Source organism: Thauera humireducens, assembly GCF_001051995.2.
GTDB classification, from domain to species: Bacteria; Pseudomonadota; Gammaproteobacteria; order Burkholderiales; family Rhodocyclaceae; genus Thauera; species Thauera humireducens.
Genome location: NZ_CP014646.1, coordinates 3,799,029 through 3,813,812 on the forward strand (window position 1 = coordinate 3,799,029; position 14,784 = coordinate 3,813,812).

11 protein-coding genes are annotated in these 14,784 nt (G+C 66.5%); 5 read left to right on the forward strand and 6 right to left on the reverse strand.

The features are described from left to right. Positions 1-26 precede the first annotated feature (26 nt). Positions 27-1,472 (reverse strand): aminotransferase-like domain-containing protein, encoded by a 1,446-nt coding sequence (locus AC731_RS17615; protein ID WP_048708105.1) that lies wholly within the window; start codon positions 1,470-1,472, stop codon positions 27-29. A 156-nt stretch (positions 1,473-1,628) separates the two neighbouring features. Here AC731_RS17615 and AC731_RS17620 point away from each other — a divergent pair, with 156 nt between their 5' ends. After that, complete coding sequence (locus AC731_RS17620; RefSeq protein WP_048708108.1) at positions 1,629-2,237, forward strand: LysE family translocator; 609 nt, start codon at positions 1,629-1,631, stop codon at positions 2,235-2,237. Positions 2,238-2,242: 5 nt separating this feature from the next. On the opposite strand, the gene ggt is transcribed toward AC731_RS17620, so the two are convergent. The 3 genes from ggt to AC731_RS17635 all read right to left on the reverse strand — a co-directional run bounded on the left by ggt (position 2,243) and on the right by AC731_RS17635 (position 6,703). Further along, complete coding sequence (gene ggt, locus AC731_RS17625) at positions 2,243-3,982, reverse strand: gamma-glutamyltransferase (RefSeq protein WP_048708111.1); 1,740 nt, start codon at positions 3,980-3,982, stop codon at positions 2,243-2,245. 133 nt (positions 3,983-4,115) lie between these two features. After that, positions 4,116-5,300: an acetate/propionate family kinase gene (locus tag AC731_RS17630; protein WP_048708113.1), complete on the reverse strand. Its 1,185-nt coding sequence runs from the start codon at positions 5,298-5,300 to the stop codon at positions 4,116-4,118. Next, positions 5,297-6,703 (reverse strand): bifunctional enoyl-CoA hydratase/phosphate acetyltransferase, encoded by a 1,407-nt coding sequence (locus AC731_RS17635; protein ID WP_004253826.1) that lies wholly within the window; start codon positions 6,701-6,703, stop codon positions 5,297-5,299. The genes AC731_RS17630 and AC731_RS17635 overlap by 4 nt, the downstream gene beginning before the upstream one ends. A 220-nt stretch (positions 6,704-6,923) precedes the next feature. Here AC731_RS17635 and glmU point away from each other — a divergent pair, with 220 nt between their 5' ends. Continuing rightward, complete coding sequence (glmU, locus tag AC731_RS17640) at positions 6,924-8,285, forward strand: bifunctional UDP-N-acetylglucosamine diphosphorylase/glucosamine-1-phosphate N-acetyltransferase GlmU (protein WP_048708115.1); 1,362 nt, start codon at positions 6,924-6,926, stop codon at positions 8,283-8,285. A 51-nt stretch (positions 8,286-8,336) separates the two neighbouring features. After that, positions 8,337-10,163: a glutamine--fructose-6-phosphate transaminase (isomerizing) gene (gene glmS / locus AC731_RS17645; protein WP_048708118.1), complete on the forward strand. Its 1,827-nt coding sequence runs from the start codon at positions 8,337-8,339 to the stop codon at positions 10,161-10,163. A gap of 626 nt (positions 10,164-10,789) precedes the next feature. Here the strand turns inward: glmS and ccoG are convergent. Further along, positions 10,790-12,193, reverse strand: a complete 1,404-nt coding sequence (gene ccoG / locus AC731_RS17650) for a cytochrome c oxidase accessory protein CcoG (protein WP_048708121.1) — start codon at positions 12,191-12,193, stop codon at positions 10,790-10,792. Between the two features lie 213 nt (positions 12,194-12,406). Between ccoG and AC731_RS17655 the strand changes: the two genes are divergently transcribed. Next, a complete protein-coding gene (locus tag AC731_RS17655) occupies positions 12,407-13,000 on the forward strand; it encodes a cytochrome c oxidase subunit 3 family protein (protein WP_048710328.1) in 594 nt (197 codons plus the stop codon). 2 nt (positions 13,001-13,002) lie between these two features. Next, on the forward strand, positions 13,003-13,311 hold the full coding sequence (locus AC731_RS17660) for a hypothetical protein (RefSeq protein ID WP_048708124.1): 309 nt from the start codon (positions 13,003-13,005) through the stop codon (positions 13,309-13,311). On the opposite strand, the gene AC731_RS17665 is transcribed toward AC731_RS17660, so the two are convergent. After that, the gene (locus AC731_RS17665) at positions 13,306-14,718 is read right to left on the reverse strand and encodes an aminotransferase-like domain-containing protein (RefSeq protein WP_048708129.1); all 1,413 of its coding nucleotides are present in this window, start codon (positions 14,716-14,718) and stop codon (positions 13,306-13,308) included. The two genes, AC731_RS17660 and AC731_RS17665, sit on opposite strands and share 6 nt — an antisense overlap. Between the last annotated feature and the right edge of the window lie 66 nt (positions 14,719-14,784).

The following is a 14,784-nucleotide window of genomic DNA, read 5'->3' on the forward strand; positions in this document are numbered from 1 at the left end:
CGGACTGGTGTCGCGCTGGCGCATGCTCAGCCCTCGGTCAGTTGCGCGCTGGCAAGGGCGCCGAGCGTGCCCAGTGCCTGCACATGGCGTTCGGTGAACGGATAGCAGCCTGACAGGCGAAGGTGCCGGCTGTAGCGACCGCTGGGGGCGTAGAGCTTGCCGGGCGTGATGCCGATGCCAAGCGGCAAGGCCGCGTCGAACAGCGCGTTGGTGTTGCAGCCCTCGGGCAGTTCGACCCAGAGCAGGAAGCCGCCGCTGGGCTGCGTGGCGAGGGTGCCGCGTGGAAAGGACGCATCGATCAGGCCGCGCAGGCGTTCGATCTGGCCCGCATACACCCGCCGCAGCCGGCGCAGGTGTTGGGCGTAGCCGCCATTTTCCAGGAACCTGCCGACGGCCTCGGCCAGCAGCGCCGGCTGCGCCACCGAGGAGCAGAACTTCAGTTCCGCCAGCGCCCGGCCGAAGCGGCCGCCCTCCATCCAGCCGATCCGAAAGCCCGGTGCCAGCGTCTTGGTATAGGAGGCGCAGACGATGATCCAGCCGTCGCGGTCGAAGGCCTTGGCCGTCGGCTGCAGGGGCGTGGCGAACTGCAGTTCCGCGTACAGGGCGTCCTCGATCACCGGCACCCGGTACTGCGCGGCCAGGGCGGCGAGCCGGCGCTTGGCGGCCAGCGGCATGCCGGTGCCGAGCGGGTTGTGGACGTTGGGCATCGCCACCACAGCCTGCAGGCGCCCCTCGGACAGCAAGAGCTCGAGCGCGTCGAGCGAAAGTCCGGTGTCCGGGTGCGTGGGCAACTCGATGGTCTTCAGTCCGAGGCGGTCGATCAGCGGAATCAGGTTGAAGTAGGTCGGCGACTCCAGGCCCACCGTATCGCCCGGGCGGGTGACGGCGCGCAGCGCGAGTTGCAGCGCTTCCATGCAGCCGTTGGTGATCAGGATGGCGTCGGGGGACAGGTTCATGCCCAGCGCAGCGGCATGGAGGTAGATCTGTTCGCGCAGCAAGGCGGAGCCCGGTGGCAGCGAATAGTCGGTGAGCAGGGCGGGCCGGCGCCGCGACAGGTCGGCGACGATGCGCGCGAGGCGTTCGCCGGGATAGAAGTCACCGCCCTTCGGGCAGGCGAGCGAAAGGTCGATGGTGTCGGGGCGGGTCTGGGCCGCCAGCACGGTCGCGATGCGACTCAGCACGGCGCCATCGGCCGGGCGCCCTTCCTCCGGCAGTTGCCCGGCTGGCGCAGGGGGCGGCGAGGGCAGGCGCGAGCGCACGAAATAGCCCGACTGCGGGCGGGCCTCGACGAGGCCCGCGGCTTCCAGCTGACGGTAGGCGGCCAGTACGGTGTTGATGCTCAAACTGCGGCTGGAGGCCGCCTCCCGTACCGAGGGCAGGCGGGCGCCGGCAGGCAGGCGGCCGTCGCGCATCGCGTCGCGCAGTTCGTCGGCCAGTGACTGATACAGCGGCAGGGCTTCGGTGATGGACATGGATACAGATCGGTGAGCTGGCGGCGGATACAGAGCTGCATTTCTGCAGGCTGTACCCAATATAGACGACAAGCTCTGGCTCTGTATCTGTATTTGCCGTGCGCATAGAGTGGTTCTGCAGCGGGTCGTCCGGACCCGCCATGCAAGGAGACCGCCATGCTCGACCTGCCCCTCATGACCTACGTGGCCACGATGTCCGTCACGCCCGGACCGAACAACATCATGCTCGCCGCGAGCGGGGTCAATTTCGGCTTCCGCCGCACCCTGCCGCACATGCTGGGCATCAGCGTCGGGCATGGCGTGCAGGTCGTGCTGGTAGGCGGGACGGTGGCCTGGGCGATGAACTGGATCGAGGCCCTGCGCCTGCCGCTGGTGCTGCTGGGCTGCAGCTACCTGCTGTGGCTGGCGTGGCGACAGGCGCAGGCCGGGCGCCCGGGCAACGCTGGGCGGGCGCGACCGCTCGGTTTCGTCGGGGCGGCGCTGTTCCAGTGGGTCAATCCCAAGGCCTGGATGATGGTGCTCAACGTCGCGATCCTGTTCCTGCCCCAGGGAGCCGGCTGGGCTGCGGTTGCGCTGCTCGGCCTGTCATGTGCCGTCATCAACCTGCCGTGCATCGCATTGTGGGCCGGTATCGGTGACCGCATGCGCAGCCTGCTGGAACGGCCGGCTGCGCTGCGGACGTTCAACCTCACGATGGCGGCGCTGCTGGGCGCCACCGCCGTGTGGATCCTCGTCGATGAGTTGCCCGCAGGCGTGCTGGCCTGAACCGTCTACTGCTTCTGCACGATCGCGCTGCCGCCGCCGTGACGCAGCGGTTCGCTGACGGCGGTCACCGTGCCGTCGGTGTTGAAGCGGATGCCGTTGGCAGCGCCGATCTGGTCCGTCTCACGCCATCGGTGGCCCAGTGCTTCGAGCGCCTTCGCCTGTTCGCTGCCGGGGAAGCCGAGCAGCGTCTCGACCAGCGTGGTGTCGCCGTTGCGCTGGCTCATGCGGGGTGCGGCAAGGGCATCGGCCAGGCTCATGCCGAGGTCGATGTGGTTCACGAGGGTCTGCAGTGCGGTGGTGATGATGGTCGAGCCGCCGGGCGAGCCGATCGTGAAGGCCGGCGCACCGTCCTTGAGCACGATGGTCGGGCTCATGCTGGAGCGTGGCCGCTTGAAGGCCTCGGGCACGTTGGGGTGCGGACCGCTGAAGTCGAAGTCGGTAAGCTCGTTGTTGAGCAGGAAGCCGCGTCCCGGCACGACGATGCCGCTGCCGCCCCAGTCCTCGATGGTGAAGGTGTAGGCGACGACGTTGCCTTCGCGGTCGGACACCGCCAGGTGGGTGGTGTGCATCGACTCCCGTGCCAGTGGCTTCGGTTGCGGCCGCAGCGGTACCGACAGATCGTCCTCGAAGGGGTAGGGGTCCCCCGCGTCGACCTTGCCCGGCGCGGCGCGCGGGCCGATCTGCCGGGCACGTTCGCGCGCGTATTCCTTCGACAGCAGGCCGGCCTTCGGGACATCGACGAACGCCTCGTCGGCCACGTAGGCGTTGCGGTCGGCGAAGGCCAGGCGCGCAGCCTCGAGGTAAAGATGCTCGATCTCGGCGCGCGATCGGCCCGACAGGTCGAAGGTCTCCAGCATGTTCAGCGCCTGTGCGATCGCGATGCCGCCGCTGGAAGGCGTGGGCATGCCGTGGATCTCGTAGCCGCGGTAGGTCGAGCGGATGGGCTGGCGGATGCGCGCCTCGTAGTCCTTGAGGTCGGCCATCGTCATGTCGCCGGCTAGGACCGCGACACCGGGGTTGGCTGGCGGGTGGTTGACCGCGGCGACGATGCTGGCCGCGATCGGGCCCTCGTAGAAGGCCTTGACCCCGCCGCGGGCGATGTCGCGGTAGGTCTGCGCCATGTCCGGGTTGCGGAAGTGCGTGCCGACCGGCAGCGCCTTGCCATCTTTCAGGTAGAGCGCCGACGCGGTGGAGAAGCGGGCGAACTTGGCCTCGTTGGCGGTGTTGATGCGGTGGAAGTTGGGGCCGACCGCAAAGCCCTGTTCGGCGACGCGGATCGCCGGGGCCAGGACCCGCTCGAACCCCATCGTGCCGTAGCGCGCCAGCGCCTCGTGCCAGCCGCGCACCGTGCCGGGCACGCCGACCGAGAGACCGTTGGGGACGGCGGCCTTCCATTCCATCTCACTGCCGTCCGCGTTGCGGAAGATGCTGGGGTGGAAGGTCGCGGGCGCCACCTCGCGGTGATCGAGTGCGATCACACGCCGGTCCTTCGCCGAGTAGATCAGCATGAAGCCACCGCCGCCGATGCCGCAACTGAAGGGGTCGGTGACGCCCAGCGTTGCAGCCGCGGCGACCGCCGCGTCGATGGCATTGCCGCCGGCGTCGAGGATCTCCATCGCCGCCAGGCTGGCTTCGTGCGAGATGGTGGCGACGGCGCCGCCGTGGCCGGTGTCGACCGCCTGTTTTGCCCAGGCGCCGAAGGCGGCCATCAGCAGGGCGGTGGCGAGTAGGCTGCGCGTTTTCATGTCGTGCTCCGTCATGCGGGGAGCATGACGTTAGCACTGCGGGGGAGGGGCCTCAAGCAGGGATAACCCGGCAGAGCGCCTGGGAGGGGAGGGGGCGGATGGGCGCAGTCCGGCGGACTGCGCCCGGTGCGGATTACAGGCCGAGCGTCTCGACCGTGTAGCGCGCGATCATGCGCTCCTCGTTGGTCGGCACGACGGCGACGGCGACCCGGCTGTCCGCGGCGTCGATGCGGCGGGCGTGGTCGGCATTGGCGGCCGCGTCGATCTTCACGCCCAGCCAGGCCGACAGTTCGGCCACCTTCTCGCGCACCGCTGCGGCGTGCTCGCCGATGCCGCCGGTGAACACCAGTGCATCGAGCCCGCCGGCAGCCGCTGCCAGCGAGCCGAGTTCGCGCGCAATGCGATAGCAGAACAGGTCGACCGCTTCCTTCGCCTCAGGGGCGCCGGATGCAAGCAGCGTACGCATGTCCTGGCTGATGCCCGATACGCCGAGCAGACCCGATTCCTTGTACAGCAGGTTGGTCAGCGCCTTGGCGTCCATCGCTTTCTGCTCCATCAGGTAGAGCATCACGCCGGGATCGAGGCTGCCGGTGCGGGTGCCCATCATCAGGCCCTCGACCGCGGTGAAGCCCATCGTGGAGGCCACGCTCTTGCCGTCACGCAGCGCACACATCGACGCGCCGTTGCCGAGGTGGGCGATGACCACCGCCCCCTTCGCACGCTCGCCGATGATGTCGGGCAGCTGGCGCGCGACATAGTCGTAGGACAGGCCGTGGAAGCCGTAGCGCTTGACGCCTTCGGCCGAGATGCGGCGCGGCAGCGCGAAGGCCTGGGCGACGGCGGGCTGGGTGCGGTGGAAGGCGGTGTCGAAGCAGCCGACCTGTGGCACATCCGGCATCAGCGTTCCGACCGCGCGCACTGCGCGCAGGTTGTGCGGCTGGTGCAGGGGCGCCAGCGGCACGAAGGTGTCCAGCGTGCGCAGCACCGCCTCGTCGAGCCGGGTCGGCGCACTGTAATGGTCGCCGCCGTGCACGACGCGGTGGCCGGCAGCCACGATCTCGAGGTCGGGATTGTGCTGCGTCAGCAGGCCGAACACGTGGTTCAGCGCGTCGCGGTGCTGCTCGCTCTGGCTACCGGAGGTGCGTACGGCTTCCTGTATGCGGGCGCCGGACGCGGTCTTGAGGGTGATTTCGGGCGTCGCACCGATGCCCTCGACCTGACCGGAGAAAGCCGGCTCGGCAGCGAGTTCGCCGTTGATCGGGTACAGCGCGAACTTCAGGCTGCTGGAGCCTGCGTTGAGGACGAGGACGGCTTTCATCGCTTCAACATCTCCCGCTTCTTGTGCGCCATCAGTTGCACCACGGCGCACGAGGCGGCGCGGGTTTCGGCGGTGTCGGCACGGCTGGTCAGCACGATGGGCACGCGTGCGCCCAGCACCACGCCGGCCATCAGCGCGTTGGCCAGGTACTCGAGCTGCTTGGCGACCATGTTGCCGGATTCGAGATCGGGCACGACGAGGATGTCGGCATTGCCGGCCACCACCGACTTGATGCCCTTGGTCTTGGCGGCGACCAGCGACACCGCGTTGTCGAAGGCCAGCGGGCCGTCGAGCAGGCCGCCCTTGATCTGGCCGCGGTCGGCCATCTTGCACAGCGCCGCCGCTTCGATGGTGGAGCGGATCTTGGAGGTGACCGTCTCGACCGCCGACAGGATCGCCACCTTGGGCTCGGGCAGGCCGAGGATGTGGGCGAGTTCGATCGCGTTCTGGATGATGTCGACCTTATCTTCAAGCGTCGGCTCGATCATGATCGCGGCGTCGGTGATCATCAGCGGGTGCGGGTAGGTCGGCACATCGGCGAGGAAGACATGGCTGATGCGGCGGCCGGTGCGCAGGTGCTTGATGACCTGGCTCATCATCTCGTCGGTGTGCAGCGAGCCCTTCATCAGCGCTTCGGCGCCGCCGTCACGGCACAGGCCCACCGCGATCTCGGCCGAATTGTGGCTGTGCTCGGCATTGACGATGCGGAAGCCCTTGATGTCGATGCCGTGCTCCTCGGCCACCGCGCGGATCTTGCTCTCCGGCCCGACCAGAATCGGGTCGACCAGGCCGGCCTTGGCCGCCTGCACGGGACCGGACAGGGACTCCTTGTCGCACGGATGCGCCACGGCGATCGGAATCGGCGACAGGCCAGCCGACACTGACAGCAGGTGGCGGTAGCGCAGTTCGCGGTCGTTGATGGTGACTGCCGGAAGCACCACGCGCTCGCGCTTGATCTTCTGCGTCGGGGCCATCACTTCGGCAACGCCGTCGATGACCTTGAGACCGTCCTGGTTGAGCGCCTGGCAGTCGAACACGATGTGATGGTTGTGCTCGTACTTGGCCTTGCAGGTCACCGTGATCGTCAGCGTGTCGCCGATCGTGATCGGGCGCCAGAAGTTCAGTCCCTGCGACACATAGACGGTGCCGGGGCCGGGAAACTCCGTGCCGAGGATGGTCGAGATCAGCGTGCTGCCCCACATGCTGTGGCCGACCACTTCGCGGAACTGGCTCGATCGTGCGTACTCGACGTCGACGTGGGTCGGGTTGACGTCGCCGGACATCGCGGCGAACAGGTGGATGTCTTCGGGACGCAGGGTGCGTATCAACTGGGCGAAGTCGCCAACCTGGATCTCGTCGAAGGTGCGGTTCTGGATGAACTGGGTGGTGGAGGAATGTTCCATGGCGGATCTCTTGGATGTGCTTTGCAGCATGGGATTCTAGATGCGGTCCATGACCAATATAAGCGCTAAACGGTGGCGATTGTGCAATGCGTCAATCTAGGTGCAATTTGCTGCGCCGGCATTGTGGTTTTCACGCATTCGCCATGCGTTCGTTCACGGAGCCTCGCCCGTCACGATGATAAACTCCGGCCCCATTCGCCAAACCGCTGGAAATACATCCATGGAAGTCGTCGTTCTCGCTGCCGGCCAGGGCAAGCGCATGCGTTCGGTCCTGCCCAAGGTGCTGCAGCCCATCGCGGGCAAGCCGATGTTGGCCCACGTGCTGGATACGGCGCGCACGCTCGATGCGCAGCGCATCTGCGTGGTCTACGGCCATGGCGGCGAAGTGGTGCGTGAACGCCTCGATGCCCCCGATCTCGCCTGGGCACGCCAGGCACCGCAACTTGGCACCGGTCATGCGGTGCAGCAGGCGCTGCTGCACCTCACCGACGGCGAAATGGCGCTGGTGCTGTACGGCGACGTGCCGCTGATCGGTGTGCCGACACTGCGTCGCCTGATCGCCGCCGCCGGCGGTGAGCGCCTTGGGCTGCTGACCGTCGAGATGGACGACCCGACCGGCTACGGCCGCATCCTGCGCAATGCCGCGGGCGACGTCACCCGCATCGTCGAGGAAAAGGACGCGACCGACGACGAGCGCAAGGTGCGGGAGGTGAACACCGGCATCCTGGTCGCCCCGGTCGCCCGCCTGCGCGACTGGCTCGGCCGCATCGGCAACGACAACGCCCAGGGCGAGTACTACCTGACCGACATCATCGGCCTCGCGGTCGCCGACGGCGTCGAGGTCGCCACCGTGCAGCCCGACGCCTTCGCCGAGACCCTGGGTGTCAACAACAAGCTGCAGCTCGCCGAGCTCGAGCGCATCCACCAGGGCAACATCGCCCGCCGCCTGATGGAAGAGGGCGTCACCCTGATCGACCCGGCGCGCATCGACGTGCGCGGCAGCCTCACCGTCGGCCGCGACGTCGAGATCGATGTCGGCTGCGTGTTCGAGGGCGAGGTCGAACTCGGCGACAACGTGCGCATCGGCGCCCACTGTGTCATCCGCAATGCCCGCATCGGTGCCGGCACGCGTATCGAGCCCTTCTGCCACGTCGACAGCACCACCATGGGCCAGGCCTGCGTGATCGGGCCCTACGCCCGCACCCGGCCGGGCACCGTGCTGGGCAGCGACGTGCATCTGGGCAACTTCGTCGAGATCAAGAACAGCGTCATCGCCGACCACTCCAAGGCCAACCACCTGGCCTACGTGGGCGACGCGGACGTCGGCAGCAAGGTCAATATCGGCGCCGGCACCATCACCTGCAACTACGATGGCGCCAACAAGCACCGCACCATCATCGAGGACGAGGTCTTCATCGGCTCGGACACTCAGCTCGTCGCGCCGGTGCGCGTGGGACGCGGCGCCACGCTGGGCGCCGGCACCACGCTGACCAAGGACGCGCCCGCCGGTCAGCTCACCGTGTCGCGCAGCAAGCAGATCAGCCTCGAAAACTGGAAGCGTCCGGTCAAGCAGCCGCGTTGAGCGCGCCCTGTTGCCGAACCCCACGAATCACGCCTTCAAGGAAGCTTCGCCATGTGTGGCATCGTCACTGCAATCGCAACGAACAACGTCGTCCCCATGCTGCTCGAAGGGCTGCGCAAGCTCGAGTACCGCGGCTATGACTCGGCCGGCCTGGCCGTGCTGTCGGGCGAGCTGACCCGCCTGCGCTCCGCCGGCCGTGTCGCCGAACTCGCCGCGCTGGCCGATGCGCGCCAGCTGTCGGCCAGCATCGGCATCGCGCACACGCGCTGGGCCACGCATGGCGTGCCGTCGGAGCGCAACGCCCACCCGCACATCTCGGACGGACTGGCGGTGGTGCATAACGGCATCATCGAGAACTTCGAGGCGATCAAGACCAGCCTGCAGGCGCGCGGTTACGTGTTCACCTCCGAGACCGACACCGAGGCCATCGCCCATCTCATCCACAGCAAGCTGCAGGGCACGCCCGACCTGTTCGAGGCGGTCCGCCTGGCCACCAACGAGCTGGTCGGCGCCTACGCCATCGGCGTGCTCGCCGAGGCCGATCCCTTCCGCGCCATCGTTGCGCGCCGCGGCTCCCCCTTGCTGCTGGGCGTGGGCGAGGACGGCGTGTACGCCGCGTCCGACACCGCGGCGCTGCTGCAGGTGACGCGCAAGGTGGTGTATCTGGAAGATGGCGATCTCGCCGAGCTGCGCCGCGACAGCTACCGCATCGTGCTGGCCGACGGCACGCCGGTCGAGCGCGAGGTGCACCTGTCCAGCCTGTCGGCCGATGCGGTCGAACTGGGCAAGTTCCGCCACTACATGCAGAAGGAAATCTTCGAGCAGCCGCAGGCGCTGGCCAATACGCTGGAACTCATCGCCGGCGGCGGCGGCATCAGCCCGCAACACTTCGGCGCCCGTGCGGGCGAAGTGTTCGAGGGTGTGCGCCGCGTGCTCGTGCTGGCCTGCGGCACCAGCTACCACGCCGGCCTGGTCGCGCGTTACTGGATCGAGGCCATCGCCAAGCTGCCGGTCACGGTCGAGATCGCCAGCGAATACCGCTACCGCGAATCGGTGCCCGACCCCGACACCCTGGTCGTGGTCATCTCGCAGTCGGGCGAGACCGCCGACACCCTGGCCGCGCTCAAGCACGCGAAATCGCTCGGCATGGCGCGCACGCTGGCCATCTGCAACGTGCCCGAGTCCGCCATCGTGCGCGAGACCGCGCTGCGCTTCATCACCCGCGCCGGCCCCGAGATCGGCGTCGCCTCGACCAAGGCCTTCACCACCCAGCTCGCCGCCTTCGCGCTGCTCACGCTGGCGCTGGCCAAGATCAACGGCCGCCTGCCGGCCGCCGACGAGGAACGCCACCTCGCCGCGCTGCGTCACCTGCCGGTTGCGGTGCAGAAGGTGCTCGAGCTCGAGCCCGAGATCGAGAAGTGGGCGCAGCGCTTCGCCGGCAAGGAGCACGCGCTCTTCCTCGGCCGCGGCAGCCACTGGCCGATCGCGATGGAAGGTGCGCTGAAGCTCAAGGAAATCTCCTACATCCACGCCGAAGCCTACGCGGCCGGCGAGCTCAAGCACGGTCCGCTGGCACTCGTGGACAAGGACATGCCGGTCATCGCCGTGTCGCCGCACGACCAACTGCTGGAAAAGCTCAAGTCCAACCTTCAGGAAGTCCGCGCCCGCGGCGGCGAACTGTACGTGTTCGCCGATGCTGGCAGCGAGATCCCCGAGTCGGAAGGTGTGCACATCCTGCACATGCCCGAGCACTACGGCATGCTGTCGCCGGTCCTGCACGTGATTCCGCTGCAGCTGCTGTCGTACCACGCGGCGCTGGTGAAGGGGACCGATGTGGATAAGCCCCGCAATCTGGCCAAGTCGGTCACCGTGGAGTGAGCGGAAGGCCGCGTCCGGCCGTTGTTCCTTGCCATTAAAGTCGAAAACGTGGCAATAAAGTTGAAAACGCCCGGGCATCTCGTCCGGGCGTTTTCGTTTGCGTGGATTTGTAGGTCTCTGACCACCGATTTGCGCACGGATCGCCGAGCGGGGAGCCTTCGGCTGTGTGCGACATCGGTGAGTGGCTGGTGATCGGCCTTTGCAGTCGGTGGCCTGCTGGAGGAAGTCAGGCCGCAAAGCGCCGGTCACCTGCCATTCGTCCGTGACGCGACCGCGAACGACAGCTTCCACACTCTGCGTGCTGGAGCTATCGACCCAGACCCGGCGGTCGCTAATGCGACAGTCAGGTGGCTCATTCCTGAGCGAACCCGCCGTTTGCCAGCGACTTTACGCCGCTGGCAAACGCCCGCCCGCTTCCCGGTGCGCCGGTCGGCCTCCTCTACGGGCAGTGAAGCGGAGGTGTCATGCGCTTTAACACTTCCGGGTTCTGCTGTCGAAGGGGTCGGAAGTCCTCTTGGCCGAACCCGCTGTGGGAGTGACGCTGCATCTCGTGGCGGAACTGGCGGACCCGGTCATCGACCTGGCGGTGATCGATCTCCTTGTGGCGCTACATGTTGTTTGACTGTTCAGTGAGTGGGCAGGATGAAGGTGCTCTTTTCGCGCACGGCAAGACCGGGATCGTGCAGCGCGACCGTCTCGAACGCGATCGGCTGTACGCCGGTGGGCATGCCTCCGACTGGGGATGACAGGGTGAGCGTGACGCTGTGGACGCGCCCCGGCTCGACCACGAACTCGGTGGCCCCCTCGATCCGCAGCCCCGGCAGGCCGCTCACGCCGATGCGGAACCGACGAGTCGCCTCTTCCATGTTGATGAGCTTGAGTGTGTAGCTGTTCTCGATCCTGCCGTCGATGGTCTCCTGCATTAGGGTGCCGCGATCCCGGTGCACCTCCACCCGCAGCAGCACACGCTCGGTCAGCGTCCACGTACCCAGCGCCGTGAACACGAGCAGCAGGCCGACATAGACCAGGGTCCGTGGCCGGGACCAGGCCCCGGCGACCTTGGGCTGGCCGGCAAGCTCGCGCTCGCTCGTGAAGCGGATCAGGCCGCGCGGTGCGCCGATTTTGTCCATGACTTCGTCGCAACCGTCGATACACAGACCGCAGTTGATGCACTGGTATTGCAGGCCGTCGCGGATGTCGATGCCGGTCGGACACACCTGCACGCAGATGCCACAGTCGATGCAGTCGCCCTTGTTGACGGCACCGGCCTGGCGCAAAGCGCCGCGGGGCTCCCCGCGCTTGGCGTCGTAGCTGACGTTTGCCGTCTCCGGATCGATCATCACGCCCTGGAAGCGCGAGTACGGACACATGTGTTGGCATACGGCCTCGCGCGCCAGCCCGGCCTGCAGGTAGGTGAAGGTCGCGTAGAAGATCAGCCAGAAGGTTTCCCACGGCCCGGTCTGGAAACTGGCGATTGCCGGCAGCAGTTCCCGCATCGGTGTGAAGTAGCCGACGAAGGTGATCGCGGTCCACGCAGCCACCAGCGCCCAAATGCCGTGCTTGACCGACTTGATCAGCAGCTTGCGCGCCGACATGGGGCGCTGGTCGAGGCGCAGGCGCGCGAGGTGATCGCCCTCGATCTTGCCTTCGATCCACACGAAGATGGACGTATAGACCGTCTGCGGACAGGCAAAGCCGCAGAACAGGCGCCCTGCGATGGCGGTGGTGAAGAACAGCGCGGTCGCGGCAAGGATCAGGACGATGGCGAGCAGCAGCGCATCCTGCGGCCACAGCACCAGATCGAAAAGGTAGAGCTTCTCGTCGACGATGTCGAACAGGATCGCCTGCCGCGCGCCGGCTTCCGTCGTCCACGGCAACCAGCAGGCGCCGTAAAACACGATCTGGGTGAGCCACACCATGGCCCAGCGCAGGCTGTTGAAACGGCCCTGCACCGCTTTGGCGTGGATCTTTCCCTTCTTGCGATAAAACTCCAGCTTAGCTTCGCGCACCTTGCTGACGGCTGGGTTCATGAATGTGCTCCGGCTCTGAGGATGGCTGGGAGTACATCACCCTGGGCGAAACAGGTGCAGATTCAGATCGGTTGATTTTGAACAGGTACAGATTCGGACTGGGCGTCTTGCTGTGCCTGCTGACTATCCGCCCGAGTGTTCCTGTCCACGCCTCGGCAGGCGCCCACAATCACGGTATCGAGTCAGGAGTGGAACACCGTGATCGCCAATACGATGAGTTTGCCCACCACGTTGGGCGACGCCCCCCCAGCCACCGGTCGGGTGCCCGGCAACAAAGGAATCTGGGTCGGGATCTGCTGCGAGTTCGTCGAGTTTCTAGTGCTGTTCATCGTGTATTTCGTCGCCCGCGCGCACTTTCCCGACGCCTTCCATAGCGGGGCGGAGCGGCTCTCTCAGACCGCAGGCGTGGCGATCACCTTGCTGATGGTGAGCAGCAGTTTCTTCATCGCCTGCTCGGTGACGAGCCTGCGTGCCGGGCGCGGACGTGAATCGATCGCCTGGCTGATCGCGGGCCTAGTCGCGGCGCTGGGCTATCCGGTGGCGAAATACCTCGAGATCCAATGGAACCTCGCGCACGGTATCGACGGCGAGTCGGGGATCTTCTTCACCGTCTACTACTACCTGACCTTCACCCATATGGTGCATGCATTTTGGGGCATCCTCGGCATCCTGTGGGTTCTGACGCGTCATTCATTCGGGATCTATACGGCCGACGAGCACAGCGGTCTGGAGGCGCTCGCGAGCTACTGGCACGCGACCGACATCATCTGGCTGGTCATCTTCCCCTTCTTCTACGTCCTGGCCTGATCATGGAATCCATCGAGCGCAAACCCGTCACTTCACTCCGGCCCCTGGTCCTGACCTGGCTGGCCCTGGTCGCGCTGACCCTCGTCAGCCCGCAACTCGGCGACGGTCTCGGGGGGCAGGAGGTCATGCAGTTGATCGTGGCCGCGATCATCTGGATCAAGGGTCACCTGGTCGCACGCCACTTCATCGAGGCGGAACTGGCGCATCCCTTCCTGCGCAACGTACTGCGCTTCTTCATCGCCTTTGCGCCGATCGCGATCGTGGTGACGACCTTCTTCGGCGACCGCTTCGCCCGTTTTGCGACTCTATAGCTGGCGCTTGATCAGCCTGCCGAGCGTCGCCAGAGCCTGATCCTGGCAGGGCGTCGTGGGATGACCGAAGTTGAGCCGCAGGTAGTTTGTAAACTCCCGCTTCGCCGAAAAGATCGGGCCGGGTGCGATGCTGATGCCGTGTGCGAGTGCTTCTTCGTGCAAGCGCAGCGTATCGACCTGACCGGGCAGTTCCAGCCACAGGAAGTATCCGCCATCCGGCCGGGCCAGGCGGATACCGCCAGGAAAGTGCCCTTCGATGCCGGCCAGGAGTTGCACTTCCTGGGCGGCAAGCTGCCTGCGCAACTGACGCAGGTGATTGTCGAAGCCACCATGCTTCAGGTAGTCGGCCAGCGCGATCTGCAGCGGGACGGCGGTGGCCAGGCTGGTCGAGTATTTCTGCCGCTGCACCTGCTTGGCGAAACGCCCGGCCGCAACCCAGCCCACCCGGTACCCCGGGGCGAGGCACTTCGAGAACGACGACACGTGCAGCACCAGTCCATCGGTGTCCATCGCCTTGCTGCACAAGGGCGCCTCTCGCCCAAAATACAACTCAGCATAGACGTCATCCTCGATCAGCGGTACCTGGTGCCTGTGCAGCAGCGCCACCAGCGCACGCTTGTTCTCGTCCGAGACGCAACTGCCGGTCGGGTTGGCGAAATTCAGCATGAACAGGCAGGCCTTGATCGGATGATGGCACAGCGCATCGGCCAGCGCATCCAGGCTGACCCCTTCGCGTGGGTGGCTCGGGATCTCGATGACCTTGAGTCCTAGGCGCTCGCTGGCCTGCAGCCCCGCATAGAAGGTGGGCGATTCGATAGCGATCAGATCGCCGGGTCGGGTCAATGCTTGCAGGCAGAGGTTGAGCCCTTCCAATGCGCCTGACGTGACGACGATTTCCTGCGGCGATACCGAGGCGCCATGGGCGAGGTAACGCAACGCGAGTTGCCGGCGCAGTTCGTCGTTGCCCGGCGGCAGGTCGGTCACCGTGGCCAGCGGATCCAGATGACGCGCCGCCGCAGCGAGGAAGCGGCCGAGCTTGTCGAGCGGATAAAGCCGCGCATCGGGAAAGCTCGACCCCAACGGAACGATGGCGGGATCGCGCACGCTGTCGAGAATCTGGAAGATGAAGTCGCTGACCTCGAGTGCCGTCGACCCGCCCACGGGATGGGTCATCTCCGGCTCGGGCAGCTTGCTGCCAAGCCGCGCGCGCACGAAGTAGCCAGACTTCGGCCGCGCCTCGATCAGGCCTCGGCTCTCGAGCAGGTGGTAGGCCTGAGTGACCGTGATCGGGCTGATGCCATGGGTCTTGCAGGCCTGGCGGACGGAAAGCAGCTTCTCGCCGGGGCGCAAGACGCCCTCAGCGATCAGCTTCGCGGTCCGGTCGGCATAATCATGGTAGAGGCCCATACGCGGATCTTAGCTGTAAAGCAGTGGAACACCTTTGGCATAGATCATTCCTCAGGGACGCTTTGT